The 14465-nt window shown below is 34.2% G+C and carries 12 protein-coding genes; 4 read left to right on the forward strand and 8 right to left on the reverse strand.

Annotated elements, in window-relative coordinates:
• The first annotated feature begins 363 nt into the window (after nt 1-363).
• Complete coding sequence (locus H510_RS19655) at nt 364-2988, forward strand: T9SS type A sorting domain-containing protein (RefSeq protein ID WP_081659288.1); 2625 nt, start codon at nt 364-366, stop codon at nt 2986-2988.
• Between the two features lie 226 nt (nt 2989-3214).
• Here the strand turns inward: H510_RS19655 and H510_RS0114075 are convergent, their stop codons facing one another.
• From H510_RS0114075 to mnmE, 5 genes are all read right to left on the reverse strand, one after another.
• Complete coding sequence (locus H510_RS0114075; protein ID WP_026904906.1) at nt 3215-4225, reverse strand: helix-turn-helix domain-containing protein; 1011 nt, start codon at nt 4223-4225, stop codon at nt 3215-3217.
• 677 nt (nt 4226-4902) lie between these two features.
• Nucleotides 4903-5856, reverse strand: coding sequence for a HipA domain-containing protein (locus tag H510_RS18990; RefSeq protein ID WP_026904907.1), 954 nt, complete (start codon nt 5854-5856; stop codon nt 4903-4905).
• Nucleotides 5849-6184 (reverse strand): HipA N-terminal domain-containing protein, encoded by a 336-nt coding sequence (locus tag H510_RS0114095; RefSeq protein ID WP_026904908.1) that lies wholly within the window; start codon nt 6182-6184, stop codon nt 5849-5851. The genes H510_RS18990 and H510_RS0114095 overlap by 8 nt, the downstream gene beginning before the upstream one ends.
• On the reverse strand, nt 6181-6384 hold the full coding sequence (locus H510_RS0114100; protein WP_026904909.1) for a helix-turn-helix domain-containing protein: 204 nt from the start codon (nt 6382-6384) through the stop codon (nt 6181-6183). The genes H510_RS0114095 and H510_RS0114100 overlap by 4 nt, the downstream gene beginning before the upstream one ends.
• Nucleotides 6385-6792: 408 nt before the next feature.
• Nucleotides 6793-8178 (reverse strand): tRNA uridine-5-carboxymethylaminomethyl(34) synthesis GTPase MnmE, encoded by a 1386-nt coding sequence (gene mnmE, locus H510_RS0114110; RefSeq protein ID WP_026904910.1) that lies wholly within the window; start codon nt 8176-8178, stop codon nt 6793-6795.
• 110 nt (nt 8179-8288) lie between these two features.
• Here mnmE and H510_RS0114115 point away from each other — a divergent pair, with 110 nt between their 5' ends.
• The 3 genes from H510_RS0114115 (at nt 8289) to H510_RS0114125 (ending at nt 12160) form a co-directional block, all read left to right on the forward strand.
• Nucleotides 8289-9740 (forward strand): arginine deiminase family protein, encoded by a 1452-nt coding sequence (locus tag H510_RS0114115; RefSeq protein ID WP_036692955.1) that lies wholly within the window; start codon nt 8289-8291, stop codon nt 9738-9740.
• 22 nt (nt 9741-9762) lie between these two features.
• Complete coding sequence (gene ctlX, locus H510_RS0114120) at nt 9763-10677, forward strand: citrulline utilization hydrolase CtlX (RefSeq protein WP_036692957.1); 915 nt, start codon at nt 9763-9765, stop codon at nt 10675-10677.
• A 91-nt stretch (nt 10678-10768) separates the two neighbouring features.
• Nucleotides 10769-12160 carry an arginine decarboxylase gene (locus H510_RS0114125; protein WP_026904913.1) on the forward strand — a complete coding sequence of 464 codons (1392 nt, stop codon included), beginning with the start codon at nt 10769-10771 and terminating at the stop codon, nt 12158-12160.
• 310 nt (nt 12161-12470) lie between these two features.
• Here the strand turns inward: H510_RS0114125 and H510_RS0114130 are convergent, their stop codons facing one another.
• Genes H510_RS0114130 through H510_RS0114140 form a run of 3 tightly spaced genes read right to left on the reverse strand, consistent with a single transcriptional unit; the run spans nt 12471 to nt 14390 of the window.
• On the reverse strand, nt 12471-13193 hold the full coding sequence (locus H510_RS0114130; protein ID WP_026904914.1) for a Dph6-related ATP pyrophosphatase: 723 nt from the start codon (nt 13191-13193) through the stop codon (nt 12471-12473).
• On the reverse strand, nt 13186-13878 hold the full coding sequence (locus H510_RS0114135; protein ID WP_026904915.1) for an SIR2 family NAD-dependent protein deacylase: 693 nt from the start codon (nt 13876-13878) through the stop codon (nt 13186-13188). The genes H510_RS0114130 and H510_RS0114135 overlap by 8 nt, the downstream gene beginning before the upstream one ends.
• An 8-nt stretch (nt 13879-13886) precedes the next feature.
• Nucleotides 13887-14390: a bifunctional adenosylcobinamide kinase/adenosylcobinamide-phosphate guanylyltransferase gene (locus H510_RS0114140; protein WP_026904916.1), complete on the reverse strand. Its 504-nt coding sequence runs from the start codon at nt 14388-14390 to the stop codon at nt 13887-13889.
• Between the last annotated feature and the right edge of the window lie 75 nt (nt 14391-14465).

The raw sequence follows: 14465 nt of genomic DNA on the forward strand, positions 1-14465 counted from the left end.
GTAGATTTTAAGACTAAATATAAGAATTGTTTGTTTTAAATTCTTATTATTAATAGATAAATTAATAATTATTAAAAGTATAAGTCCACAAAAAATAATAAAAACGTGGACTTACTATGGAAAGATATTTGAAATAATATGGATTTAGTAAGAGTATTATATAAAGATTTTAATACTAGATATAAACAAACTCTAATATTAGGCTGTACATGCTTAATTAGTTCCTCATTGTCATATTTGATTGTTTTTTGATCATATCTGCTATGTAGTCAGCGGTAAATTTGTTGTTGAAATAAATATCACCAAGCATGTATACAGAGCAAAACATGTGTTACATATTTTCTAATCCATTCTTATCAAAAAATGATGTTTAAAAAAATTACACTTTTATTTAGTTTAAGCATTTGGACAATCATCCTCAATGCCCAAACTTGGCAGCCATTAGGACCAGATGATTTTAATCAAGCTAGTTTTGGAGGTGTCACGTTCCCCTATCTTGTCTTTAATGGATCTACACCTTACATAGCTTATCAAGATGCCGATAATAACAGTAGACTAACGGTTAAGAGATTTAATGGTACATCCTGGGAGTTTGTAGGCGCACCAGGCTTCTCAGCAGGTACACTCGTTTATACTAGTTTAGCTTTTGCGGGTACTACTCCTTACATAGCTTATCAAGATGCTGCAAACTCCAACAAAGCAACTGTTCAAAAATTTAATGGTACTTCTTGGGAAATAGTGGGTACCGCTGGCTTCTCCTCATCAACAGCCAATTATATTTCATTAGCTATCCATAACAATACACCTTATGTAGCCTATAGAGATGGAGGTAATAGTAATAAAGCCACTGTAAGAAAGTTTAATGGCACAGCATGGGAAGTTGTTGGTACTGCAGGTGTATCCACCGGTGTGGCTCTTTATACTACCATTATATTTAATAATGCTATCCCTTATTTGTTATATACTGATGGTGGAAATTCTTTTAAAGCAACATTGAAAAGATTTAATGGAACAGACTGGGAACTTGTTGGCGTAAACGGTTTTACAGCCGGACAGGCCTCTTATGCAAATATCGCATTTGATGGGACTACTCCTTATGTAGCTTATACAGATGCTGCAAACTCAAACAAAGCTACAGTACAAAGATTTAATGGAACCACTTGGGAACTGGTTGGTAACGTAGGTTTTTCTACCAATACTGCTTTTCATATAAATTTAGCTATGAGCGGTAGTACACCTTACATTATTTACAGTGATGGCGCAAATTCTAGTAAGATAACCGTACAGAAATTTAATGGTAATACTTGGGAATTGGTAGGTAATGCTGGTTTTTCAGCTGGTAACTCAACTAGGACTCATATAGCTTTTAATGGAAATACCCCTTATATTATCTATCAAGATGGGGGGTTATCAAACAAAGCTATTGTACAAAAATATGAGGGTAATACATGGGAATTTGTAGGGCTTATCAATGGGTTTACTACAGGTCAAACCCTGTATTTGAGCTTGGGACATGATGGTACCACACCGTTTGTGTTTTATCGTGATGAAGAGAATCAATATAAAGCAACTGTAAAAAAATATAATGGTACTTCTTGGGAAATTGTAGGTAATGCGGGTTTTTCTGCTGGTCAGGTAGCTTATAATCAGATTACATTTGATGGAAGTACACCTTATGTAGTGTATCAAGATGCTGCAAACTCAAATAAAGCTACCGTACAAAGATTTAATGGTACAACTTGGGAAGTTGTTGGAAATGCGGGTTTTTCTGCCGGAGGAGTTTTATATACAACTATTAGTTTCAATAATCATATTCCTTATGTAGCTTACCGAGATGTGGCAAATTCCAATAAAATTACTGTACAAAGGTTTAATGGTACCAGTTGGGAACAAGTAGGTACTGCTGGCTTCTCTGCTGGTGTAGCATTTTATGTTAATTTGGCGTTTTCTGATGATAAGCCTTATGTTGTATATGGTGACGGTGCAAATTCAAGCAAGGCTACTGTACAAAGATTTAATGGAACCACTTGGGAGCTTGTAGGTACAGCTGGTTTTTCTGCCGGGGAAGCTATATATACCAGTATAGCTTTTGATGGCTTAACACCTTATGTAGCTTATCAAGATGCTGCTAACTCTTTTAGAGCTACCGTTCAAAAGTTTAATGGTACTTCTTGGGAACTTGTTGGTACTGCAGGATTTTCACCTGGTTCAGCATCCTACACCAATATCATGTTTTATGGGAATACACCTTATTTGGTTTATGGCGATAACGCAAATGGTGGTAGAGCTACTGTTCAGAAGTTTAACGGAACAATTTGGGAAAATGTAGGTAGTGCTGGCTTCTCTCTAAAACAAGCTAATTACACCAATATAATTTCTACAGGTAGCGAGCTTGTGGTAGCTTACGCTTCTTTTAATGGCGCATTTGCCAAGAGCTTCCCTTTAGGTACTTTACCTGTAAAACTTAAGGATTATAAGGCAAGTGTTAAATTTGATAAACAGGTTAATTTAACGTGGGAAACGGCAACAGAGCATCATAATAGCCACTTTACAGTTTCAAAAAGTAGAGATGGCAAAATATTTGAAACTTTAAGTGTCGTACAATCTAAAGGTAATGGTGCTATTTACGAAACCATAGACTTTAATCCATCTAATGGCTTAAGCTATTATCAACTAAACCAAACGGATGTAAATGGTAAAACAGAAGTATTGGGTATAAGACCCATAACTTTTGCAAGTTTATCACAAAAAGAACTTTTGGTTTACCCAAATCCGATTACTGATGATACCATAAATATTAATTATGCCGGTTTAGAGGGTAATCAAGTATTGATGCTGTATGATCTTTTAGGAAGGGAAGTTTTTAAAGGATATATCCCATTTTCAAACGGAAATGCAACTTTTAAGCTAAGCAAGAAGTTAAATCCTGGTGCTTATTTTTTAATACTTCAAGAAAATGGTGCTAAAATTAAAGTATTGGTTAAATAAGGTTTAGATAAGTTTTTTTTTCTGTTATCTAAACTCCATAATTCTATCAAATGAAGCGTTTTTAACCTCTAATTGTTATATTATGTACCTGTGAAAAAGAAGTCGGAGCATCATCTGATATATTCTGAAAAAGTTCCGACTTTTCTTTTTTAGTTTAGAATTAGTTGATGATTTTAGAAACTCTTCAACTGGCTAACATGTATTTTTCAATACACACACCTACATCCTACTCATCAATTAATTTCACTATAGCTGCTGGGGGCAAACGATACACTTCTTTAAATGTTCTGCTAAAATTAGAAGCATTACTAAAACTAAGTAAATATGCTACCTGTTTAACCCTGTGGCCTTGTTGTAGTAGTTCAAAAGCATATCGCATTTGTACTTCTCTAAAATAATCAAAAGCGGTTTTACCAGTTTGCCTTTTAAACTGCCTGCGCATGGTAGGTACTGTCATTTTGCCTAATTCTGCCAAATAATCTAAACCTGGGAAGCCCTTTCTGAAATGGTTATGGATATAGTCTTTGATATTTTCAATACCATCAAATTCTTCTGGCTGTGCAGGTACATTTAAAACGGATAAAGGATCAGTTACGATACTAAAGAAATCGGCTATCAGTGCCATGGATAATTTTTTTACTACCAAGCTATAAACTGGTGATCTTTTATGACTGGATAAAACATGGTTCAGCTCGTCATAGGTGTCTTTATAAAAGCTATCGTTAAAATAAGCTATGCCATCCATTTCTTTTGCCAATACTTTCATAAAACCAGCTTGCTTATCAACACTACTCAAATCTATATGTTGCATTAACCATTCTTTCTTAAAGCAAAATATAAAGGCTCTAATACCTGCTTTCTCCTCAAAATTAGTCTCGTAATCAAACGCATTGTTATAAAAACTACATATTCTGGGTAAGGATAGGGCTTTAGATTGTTGATAATTATCTTTATGAGGTGTTTTGTTTACCCCACCCCTAATCAGTTGATAAGAAAGGCAAAAGTATTCTACTTCACGATCACCTAAAATAGCAATTTTTGTTGCTTCTAAAGCTTCCATATCTACCACAAATAAATAGCACCCTTCTTCTATTTTCTCATATTGAAAAGTGGTACGTAAATCTTGTGTATGCGCTTGTATTTGCTGATTTTGATGATTATGTTGTACAGAAGGATAATGTTCTATTTCTGCAATAAATTTTTCGGGATAAGAGATTTTCCAAGTTGTAGTATCCATCAAAACAAATATAATGAAAAACGATGATGAGAAAGTTTAATATGACATATCACTTTCCGAAACAAAAGGCACTACCAACAAATCTTTCTTCTTTGTCTGCTGGTTTAAATGCTCCAATACCAATAATTATTTCATCTTCATTATTGGCTTGTAAACGCCAGGGAATGCCTCTCACTATACAGCAACAATCAAAATTAAAGAATAAGGGTAATTATTTATAACTTGAAACAAATAATTGCGATGAAAAAATCAAAATTAAAAAAACTGGTTCCTGACCTTAGCTTGGACAAGCAAATGTTGCAGGATGTGATTTCGAAGCCCGTATTCCGTAAACAGGCAGCGGTATGGTTACCGGATCAATACTATAGAAAGTATTGGGATTAGCTTTTTCTATTTCTCGCATGGCACTTTGTATAGCCCTACCTACGTTGGTATTAGTTTTCCTTACGATATTCCAATGTGCTTCTTGGAGGTTACTAAGAAATGGTGATGTTCTACAAAAACTGAGTATTCTCCTTGGCTCTTTTTTAAAGCTTTTTCAAATTCTTCATCATATACATCGCATATTCTTTTAAATAATAAAAGCGGAAAAATGTATTATTTATAATCTCCGGTATCTATGGTACCATGCAATACTTTTGCAGCACCCTAAAGGTATTTTTCTAGTTCTTGTTGGGTCATACAGCAGTGTTAAAATATTTTATACGTTGGCTAATAATGGCTTTATATTGTTTTTTATTTTCATCGTTTAAAAAAGAATCATCAATCAGTTGGATGGCTTTTGGAAGCCAGCTACCAAGCTTTTTATAAACAGCATGAATTTGTTTGTTATTTAATTGCAAAACATGGCCAAACCTATCAAAATAGCCCTTATCAAAATTTTTCTTTTTACCTCCTAACAATAGGGCTGTTTCATCAGTATCTTTTGGTAAAATAAGTTTTACGTTTAACAAATCATAAGCTGGCGCTAGCACCCAACCCATGTCTGAAAGCCACATAGAGAAGTTTTTTAAGTGCATATCGTTATTAGCAATGATAAAGTTAAAAAGCGTTAGCTCAAAAAAGCGCAACTTATCCATCAGGGTATTTACAGATAATTCTCCGATGGTTTTACCTAAATTTTCCATAGAACCTAAATACTTATCTTCTAGTTCTAAAATTTGCAGAAAGTCTATCATGTGTATTTTTGCATGGTCTTTCTTACGGTCTATACGTTTGGTTAGGTAACACAATTGGCCAGAGGCTAAACGAATGAGGGTAGATGGCACTACTTCTATTTTAAATAATGCAGCCAATTTCATGGATAAATGTTCGTTTTCTGGCATTTGCGAATACTGCGAATTTTGTGGTTTTAAAATATACAGTCCCTCTAAAGCATCCATAATGGTTAAACGGCCTTTATGCCCATTTTCTAAGGTATCTTTTATCCAAGCTAATGATAGTTTTGGCTGTACCCCAGGTACGGTAATAGATAATTCTACCGCTTGTTTAGCCAGCATTTCCATATCCTGTAATTGATATGGTAAACTTGGTGCCCCACTTGTTCCATAAAAAGCTTTGATACATTTAGGATGATAGTCTGCTGTGTGGCTAGTATCTAATGGCTGGTAACAATATAAACACTTAAGCATTTTGGTTTTCAGTTACAGGATGAACACTTACTGCACCAATAGTATTTTGGCAACACGCTAACAGCAGGCCCATCCTATCGTTTCTATTGATTTTCCAACTTTCGGCCGCTATTGCTAATAACCAACCTTCTGGAATTAAGCCATCAAAAAAAGGAAAAAGCCTTTTACTTTTGTATGGACTTGTTCTTACAGGCATTTGAAAAGTGATAAACAAATCAGCATGATTTTGAATATATTTTTCATCATAAACAAATTCATACTCGCCAGAGTCTAGCTCTGTTAAAATGCCTGCATTGCTATTGTTATATTTTACAAGAGCTTGTCTCATGCTTGTTTCTGATTTACAGGAGCTAAAACTTGCCCAAACATTCTTAATACTTGATTAACTTTAGACAAACTAAGGTTTTCTTTACCTTGTTCAATTTTTCTTATTACGGTAAGAGCTACGCCTGCCTTTGCGGCAAACTCCTCCTGTGTGCATTTTAATTGCTTACGTCTGTTTTTAACAAAGTCTGCTAAAGGATTCATTTTTATATGCTTTTACATACAATAATAACAAAAATAAGTTATTTATATGCAATTAAATATAAAATATTGATTAAACAGTAATTTATATGTTATCAGATATAATTTTTAAGTTTTTCTTTAAACTTTTGTTCTGTCTGCAAGCTTTCTTCCCGAGCTTTTTTTAAATCTGCCAAAGCCACTTCTACCTTAAGTAAATTATCTTCAATAATTTTTTATACATATGAGGAGCTAATTGGTGGCGTACGATGTTTTCTATAGGCTGTAGATTAATAGACGCTTATTGTCATATAAACATTGTTGCTTAACAGCATTATAGCAACAAATTTACTAAATAAACAGTAAACAAGCAACAAGTAAAAATAAACAAACAATTGAAAAACAAGCAGTTAACAAACGAGAATAGGTGAATTACTTCCCTATACAAAACTTACTAAATATATTCTCCAACAAATCATCCGTAGTAACAGTGCCTGTTATCTCACCCAAATAGTATAAAGCCTGTTTAATATCCATAGCTAAAAAGTCAGAAGTTACAGGGTTATCTATACCATTTAAAACTCGGCTTAAGGATGCTTCTGTTTTTTGTAAAGCCTCTAAATGACGGATGTTGCTTACAATCACTTCATCTTTATTGATTTGACTAAGGTTTGCTGCTTTTAAAAGCTCATCTTCTAATAATTGAATATTGTGTTTTTCCTTTGCTGAGATATATAAAATCTCGCCTAAAGATTCAAAGCCACTTAAGGCATCGTTAACCTGTGTTTCATCGATTTTATTGGCTACCAAAAGTAACTTGCTATTATTTTCTTGGATAACTTGTTGTAAATCATCAATAATAGCTTTTAATTCTGTTAAGGATGTCTCTCTTGGGTCGAACAGATAAAGCACAATGGCTGATGATTTTATCTTCTCAAAAGTGCGCTCTACTCCTTTTGCTTCAATAATGTCTGCTGTTTCTCTTATCCCTGCGGTATCAATAAATCTAAAACGCACACCTTGCAAAGTAATTTCGTCTTCTACGGTATCTCTGGTAGTACCAGCAATATCAGAAACGATGGCTCTTTCTTCATTTAATAAAACATTTAACAAGGTAGATTTTCCAACGTTGGGCTTTCCTGCAATTACAACGGGTACACCGTTTTTAATCACGTTACCCATCTCAAATGATTGTATCAACCTTGAAACAACTTTATTAATAGCCAAAATAAGTTGTTTAAGCTGGTCGCGGTTTGCAAATTCTACATCTTCTTCGCTAAAATCTAATTCCAGCTCTATCATAGATGCAAAATGAATGAGTTGCTCTCTTAAATTCTTCAACTCGTTAGAAAAACCACCACGCATCTGCTGTAAAGCCAGCTGGTGTGCTGATTTTGAACTTGAAGCAATTAAATCTGCAACAGCTTCTGCCTGAGACAAATCTAAGCCACCATTTAAAAAAGCCCTTAAAGTAAATTCGCCCGCTTTTGCTGCTCTCGCACCATTTTTTATCATCAATTTAATGATGCTGGCAATGATATAATCTGAGCCATGGCAGCTAATCTCCACCACATTCTCTTTGGTATATGATTTTGGAGCTACAAAGAGCGAAACTAAAACTTCATCAATAATAAAACCCTCATCTCTTATGGTTCCAAAATGTATGGTATGCGAGTCTTGGGTTTCTAAATTTTTACCATAAAAAACTTTATTGGTAATGCTAATAGCTTCTGGTCCTGATAACCTGATAACGCCTATAGCCCCTATTCCTGCTGGTGTTGCTAGTGCAACAATGGTTTCTTCTTGATGTAAAGACATATACCTGCAAAGATATTGTTTTATGTTAGATGATGTTGAACCCTATTATTGTAAATTTTATGTAGGCTTAACACATAATTTGAGGTAAATCTGTTAAATTGGGTATATAGATGAAAATTATGCTATTCAACTCAGATTTTAGATTACAGGTAAGCTCAGAAATTGGAACTTTAGAAAGATTACTCATCCATAGTCCTGATAGTGGATTGGGGCGTGTAGTACCCTCTAAAGCGCAAGATTGGTTGTTTGAAGATATTGTTCATTTAGATACCATCAGAAAAGACGAGTACGATTATTACGTAAAGCTACTTTTGTATTTCTTAGATCCATCAAAAATAAAAGGTAAGCTTAAAGATATTGATGGCGATAAAAGCAGAGCCTTTTATAAACCGGGTCATGCTAACTTTTATAAATCAGACAAAGTTATAGAAATACAGGTCCTACTTCAAGACATTTTGGGGGATGAAAATATCAAAAAGAAACTTGTAGCTGCCGTTTGCGCTATAGAAGACTGTAATTACCTTTTGCAGCAGGAGTTATTAGAGACATCGCCAGAGGATTTGGCTAAAGTGATGATTTCTGGTTCTTTAAACGATGATACCATGATTTTTGCGCCTATCCCAAATCTTATTTTTACTAGGGATATTGGTATCACCATCAATAATTTTGTTTTGCTTAATAAACCTGCTAAAAAAGCTCGTTCTAGAGAAGCTCTTTTAGCAAAATATATTTTCTTTAATCATCCTTTATTTAAAGCTTATAAAGCCAACATTATTGAAATACCTGATTCTTTGCAGTATTTCTTGAGGCCTGGTGAAGAGCAAATAGAAAAAAACACCCTAGAAGGTGGTGATGTTATGGTGGTAAGCAAAAACCATGTAATTATTGGGCATAGCGAAAGAACATCCGCTCGTGGTATTAATGAAGCTATAAAGATACTATTTGAGAAGAACGTGGTAGATAAAGTTTCGGTAGTTAAAATTCCGCATAAGCGAGATTTTATGCATATAGACACTGTGTTTACTCAGGTTAAGCGCAATGTTTGGGTGATTTTACACGCTATTGGAAAAGCAGATTTTAGTGGCGATGGCTCTGAACCTATAGATCATTTATTAAAAGAACAAGTATCAGAAAAAGCTGAAATTACGCAATTTGTGAAAGGTAAAATTCAGTACCCTAAAAAATTTGCTTGTATTGAAGATTTACTACAAGACATCAGTGTAAACGATTTAAAATCAACAGAAAAAGTAGAATTTATTTATTCTGGTAATGAGAAATTCCCTTATGATTCTCGTGAACAATGGACAGATTCTTGTAACCTGCTTGCCATTAAAGAAGGTGTTGTTTTGGGTTATGATAGAAACGACCATACCCTAGAGGCTTTTAAGCAAAAAGGATTTAAAGTTATCCCTGTAAAGAAACTGCTGCAAAAGCTAGAAAACAACGAGTTACAGGTAGAAGATTTAACAGATACTTTCATCACCATGCCATCAGCAGAGTTATCAAGAGCTCGTGGTGGTTTCCATTGTATGAGTATGCCTTTACTAAGAGCAGATATTTAATTATTGATCAATAAGAAACATCATGCAAACCACTTCTCAAATTTTAATGATTAGACCTGTAGCCTTTGCCCTTAACCAGCAAACGGTAGCTAGTAATGCTTTCCAGCGTGTACAAACTGAACAAGAAAATGTACAAGAAAAGGCTTTACAAGAATTTGATGCTTTTGTTGAAGTACTAAAAGCTAATCAAATCAATATCAATATCATACAAGATACTTTAGAACCTCATACACCAGATGCTATCTTTCCCAACAACTGGATTTCTTTTCATGAAAACGGTCAGGTTTTTCTTTACCCCATGTTGGCAGAAAACCGTAGACAAGAGAGAAGATTAGATATAATTGAAAGTTTAAGAGAACATTACCAAGTTAGTGAAATAAAAGATTTAAGCTTTTACGAGAAAGAGCATAAATTTTTAGAAGGTACGGGTAGCATGGTGCTAGACCGTGAAAATAAAATAGCTTATGCTTGCTTATCAGCCAGAACGCATCAAGAAGTTTTACATGAATTTTGTAAACAGATTGGTTTTGAAGCTCTTATGTTTCATGCAGAAGACAGCCAAGGTTTAGCTATTTATCATACCAATGTGATGATGTGCGTAGCTACAAAATTTGCTATTGTTTGTATGGATGCTGTTAAAGATTTAAAAGAGCAACAACTTATTAAAGATAGTTTAAGTAAAACTGGGAAATTATTGATTGACATTTCTTTAGCACAAATGAACCAATTTGCAGGTAATATGCTAGAGCTAGAAAACATGAAGGGAGAACATTTTTTGGTAATGTCTAGAAGTGCCTATAAAAGTTTAAATAACAATCAGAAACAGCAAATAGAACAGTTTGTTAAGATTTTGGAAGCACCTTTAGAAACCATTGAAAAAAATGGCGGAGGAAGTGCCCGCTGTATGATAGCTGAAGTTCATTTACCGCTTATATAAGCACTCAAAAGGCACAACAAATTAAAATTACAATAAGACTAACATTTTTTCGATTTTTAATTACATTTTTGCGAAAATTTTATTCTAAAGAATGCAGAGTTACGAAGAATTCTTAGACCTCAGTGTTGGTTTTCCACAAGAAGGTTTTGACATTATTGATGATGAATTATATTTTCATGATCTAAACTTAATGGAGATGATTGAAACGTACGGTACTCCCCTGCGTTTCACCTATTTACCTATCATCAGTAAAAAAATTCAGCAGGCCAAGATTCTATTTCAAACTGCTATTCTTAAAAACAATTATCGTGGTAGCTATAAATATTGCTATTGCACTAAAAGTTCGCATTTTAAACATATTGTAGAGGAAGCTTTAAAGAATGATATTCACTTAGAAACATCATCGGCTTTTGATATGCCTATGATTGATGCTTTGGAGAAAAAAGGTGCTGTAAAAAAGGATATTACGGTTATTTGCAACGGTTTTAAAACTTTCCAATACAAGCAATATATCATTGATATGCTGCATGATGGTTTTACAAATATCATCCCCGTACTGGATAATAAGGAAGAGTTTAATTTATATGATGATGAGGTTGAATTAGATATCCCTTGTAATTTGGGTATCAGAATTGCAGCAGAAGAGCAACCAGATTCTCAGTTTTATACTTCACGTTTAGGAGTAAGACAAGAAGATGTTATAGATTTTTATAACTCAAAAATCAGTAAAAACCCTAATTTCAGAGTTAAATTACTGCATTTCTTTATTAACTCTGGTATTTCTGATACACCTTATTATTGGAACGAGTTAGAAAAATACGTTACCTTATATTGTAAGTTTAAGAAAATCAATCCAGAATTAGATACTTTAGATATTGGTGGTGGTATGCCATTTAAAGATTCTTTAGTTTTTGATTTCGATTATGAATACATGATTAACGAGATTGTAAAACGTATTAAAGAAATTTGTGCCGAGCATGAAGTAATGGAACCAGATATTATTACCGAATTTGGTAAATATACTTGTGCCGAGGCTTCGGGTATTTTATACAAAGTACTAGGTAGAAAACAGCAAAACGACCGTGAAAAGTGGTTAATGCTTGATGGTTCTTTCATTACCAATCTTCCTGATGTTTGGGCTTTAAATCAGCGTTATATTTTATTACCTATTAATAATTGGGATGCTGAATATGAACGTGTTAACTTGGGTGGTATTACTTGCGACGGACAAGATTATTACAACCAAGAAGCACACATGAACAGCGTTTTCATGCCTAAAACACGTAAAGTACAGTATTTAGGTTTCTTCCATACGGGGGCTTATCAAGAAGTATTAAGTGGCTATGGAGGTATACACCATTGCTTATTACCTTCTCCTAAGCATGTTATCATCAGAAGAAATAGAGACGAAACTTTTAACTACGAGGTTTTTGGCGAAGAGCAAAACAGTAAACAAGTTTTGAAGATTCTAGGGTATATTTAATTGAAAATTCAAAATTCAAAAGTGAAAATTCAAAAGTGCTTAATAAAGTAAAAATTCAAAAATAAAAATTCAAATTGCTTAAATTCTGTAGAGTTTAAGCAATTTTTGTTTTTAAGACTAATTATACAATTTTATAGGTCCTAATCAACTAGTGAACCAATGATTATACAATTTTATAGGTCCTAATAACCTAGTGAACCAATGATTATACAATTTTATAGGCCCTAATAATCCAGTGAACCAATGAACTAAACCCTCTAACTAACCTACTAATAAACTAACCAACTACCCCCCTAACAAACTAGTACATCTACCCCACCAAATCAACATACCAGAAGCCTAGGTTTTTGGGTTTGTCGTCTTTAGTGAAGCATACATCGTCTTCGTTTTTGGGTGTTGGATAGCTTTTAAAAACTTTCTCGCCTAAAGTATAAGTAATAGCGTTTTTAAATATCGGGCCTTCAAACACAAAAGTATGGAATTCTCCGTTTTCTCCGCATGGGTCTATATTTTCTGGCAAACTGTTTATGAAAGCTATATCAATAACTTTCCCTGCATAAGCTCCTAAATTTTCTTGGGTACAAGCTATTACAGTTTTAAAACCTAAATTCAAGAAGTCTTGAATTAACGTTTTAGTATCTTTCTTCCACAGTGGAAATACGGCCTCCATCCCTACTTCTTGTAATTTCGATTCGCGGTAAGCTTTTAAATCCTCTAAAAAAATATCTCCAAAAACAGCATGTGTAATTCCTTCTTCTTTCAGGATGGTTAAATTTTGATGCATGATTTCATCATATTCTTTCATACCGGGCATTTCTGGTAATCTAATTTGATATAATGGAATACCTAAACTTTCTGCTTGTTTTAGTAAAAGCGATTCTCGCACTCCATGCATAGAAATACGATTCAGACTATCATTTACAGTAGTTACCAAGTATTTAACCTCATAATCTGGGTTTTGCAAAAGATAATATAAAGCTAAAGCCGAGTCTTTACCGCCGCTCCAATTGAAAATACAAGGTTTCCTATTCATGTTTCAGCAGTTTTTCAACTAAAAGAGGAACAGCAAGACTAGCTTTCTCTTCTATTTTAATCAATGGATTAGAGATTCTAACTTCTGGTATTTTAGGATCTACCACATAAACAGGCACCTCCTTACGAGCAAGCTCTAATAAACCAGCAGCTGGATACACCGCTAATGAGCTGCCAATTAGGATAACCATATCTGCCAAAGGCATTTCATGCATAGCCTTGGTAATCATAGGTACAGCCTCGCCAAACCACACTACATGCGGACGTAACTGACTGCCTAACTTGCACAACTCTCCCATTTCTATATCTGGCTTGTCTAGTTTATAAAGCAAGGCCGGGTTTTGTGAAGAACGGGCATAAACAATTTCTCCATGTAAATGCATCATATTTGAAGAACCTGCTCGCTCATGTAAATCATCAATATTTTGGGTAATGATTAAAACATTAAACTTTTCTTCTAATTTTTTCAAAGCGAGATGAGCCGCATTAGGCTGAGCAGCTAAAACACTCCTCCTCCTTTCATTATAAAACTGCTGTACTAAAGCAGGGTTTCTTTGCCAAGCTTCTGGCGTAGCAACATCTTCTATAGCATAACCTTCCCATAAGCCATCAGCATCTCTAAAGGTTTTTAAACCACTTTCTGCACTGATACCGGCACCTGTTAAAACAATGATTTTCTTTTTCATAAGGCAATTTACTTTAGCATAAGTGGTAAACCTGACACCATAAAGATAGCTTTATCCGCTTTTCTAGCAATGTATTGATTACACCAACCTTGTAAATCGGTAAACTTCCTTCCGGATTCTGTATCGGCATGTAAGCCCATTCCTAATTCATTAGAGATGACGATAAAAGTAGCCTCTTGTTGTGTTAAATCATCAAAAGCTTGTTTTATTTGTTCTAAAGATGCTTCTACATCGTATTTAGTATCAACAAAAAAATTGGTAAGCCATAAGGTTACACAATCTATAACTACTACTTTGCCTGTAAAATCAATTTTAGCGGGATATTTCTCTTCTTCTATATTCTCCCAGCGCTCATCTCGATCTTGTTGATGCCTGATGATACGTTTTTCAAAATCTTTATCCCAATTACGGGCTGTAGCCAAATAAACAGGCCTATTGGTTAAAGATAAAGCAAGATTTTGTGCATAACTACTTTTCCCAGAACGGGCACCCCCAGATATATAGTAAATCATGATAGTTCTTGAATTTTAAACATAAAAAAAGAGGTTGTCTTACAACATCATTTTTTGTCAGGCTGAGCGGAGTCG

It is taken from the genome of Pedobacter glucosidilyticus DSM 23534, from assembly GCF_000425145.1.
Lineage (GTDB): Bacteria > Bacteroidota > Bacteroidia > Sphingobacteriales > Sphingobacteriaceae > Pseudopedobacter > Pseudopedobacter glucosidilyticus.

Excerpts from the sequence above, each read along its gene's own strand:
- H510_RS19655 (WP_081659288.1), top strand. The coding sequence starts at position 364 with ATGATGTTTAAAAAAATTACACTTTTATTTAGTTTAAGCATTTGGACA.
- H510_RS0114075 (WP_026904906.1), bottom strand. The coding sequence starts at position 4,225 with ATGGATACTACAACTTGGAAAATCTCTTATCCCGAAAAATTTATTGCA.
- H510_RS18990 (WP_026904907.1), bottom strand. The coding sequence starts at position 5,856 with ATGCTTAAGTGTTTATATTGTTACCAGCCATTAGATACTAGCCACACA.
- H510_RS0114095 (WP_026904908.1), bottom strand. The coding sequence starts at position 6,184 with ATGAGACAAGCTCTTGTAAAATATAACAATAGCAATGCAGGCATTTTA.
- H510_RS0114100 (WP_026904909.1), bottom strand. The coding sequence starts at position 6,384 with ATGAATCCTTTAGCAGACTTTGTTAAAAACAGACGTAAGCAATTAAAA.
- mnmE (WP_026904910.1), bottom strand. The coding sequence starts at position 8,178 with ATGTCTTTACATCAAGAAGAAACCATTGTTGCACTAGCAACACCAGCA.
- H510_RS0114115 (WP_036692955.1), top strand. The coding sequence starts at position 8,289 with ATGAAAATTATGCTATTCAACTCAGATTTTAGATTACAGGTAAGCTCA.
- ctlX (WP_036692957.1), top strand. The coding sequence starts at position 9,763 with ATGCAAACCACTTCTCAAATTTTAATGATTAGACCTGTAGCCTTTGCC.
- H510_RS0114125 (WP_026904913.1), top strand. The coding sequence starts at position 10,769 with ATGCAGAGTTACGAAGAATTCTTAGACCTCAGTGTTGGTTTTCCACAA.
- H510_RS0114130 (WP_026904914.1), bottom strand. The coding sequence starts at position 13,193 with ATGAATAGGAAACCTTGTATTTTCAATTGGAGCGGCGGTAAAGACTCG.
- H510_RS0114135 (WP_026904915.1), bottom strand. The coding sequence starts at position 13,878 with ATGAAAAAGAAAATCATTGTTTTAACAGGTGCCGGTATCAGTGCAGAA.
- H510_RS0114140 (WP_026904916.1), bottom strand. The coding sequence starts at position 14,390 with ATGATTTACTATATATCTGGGGGTGCCCGTTCTGGGAAAAGTAGTTAT.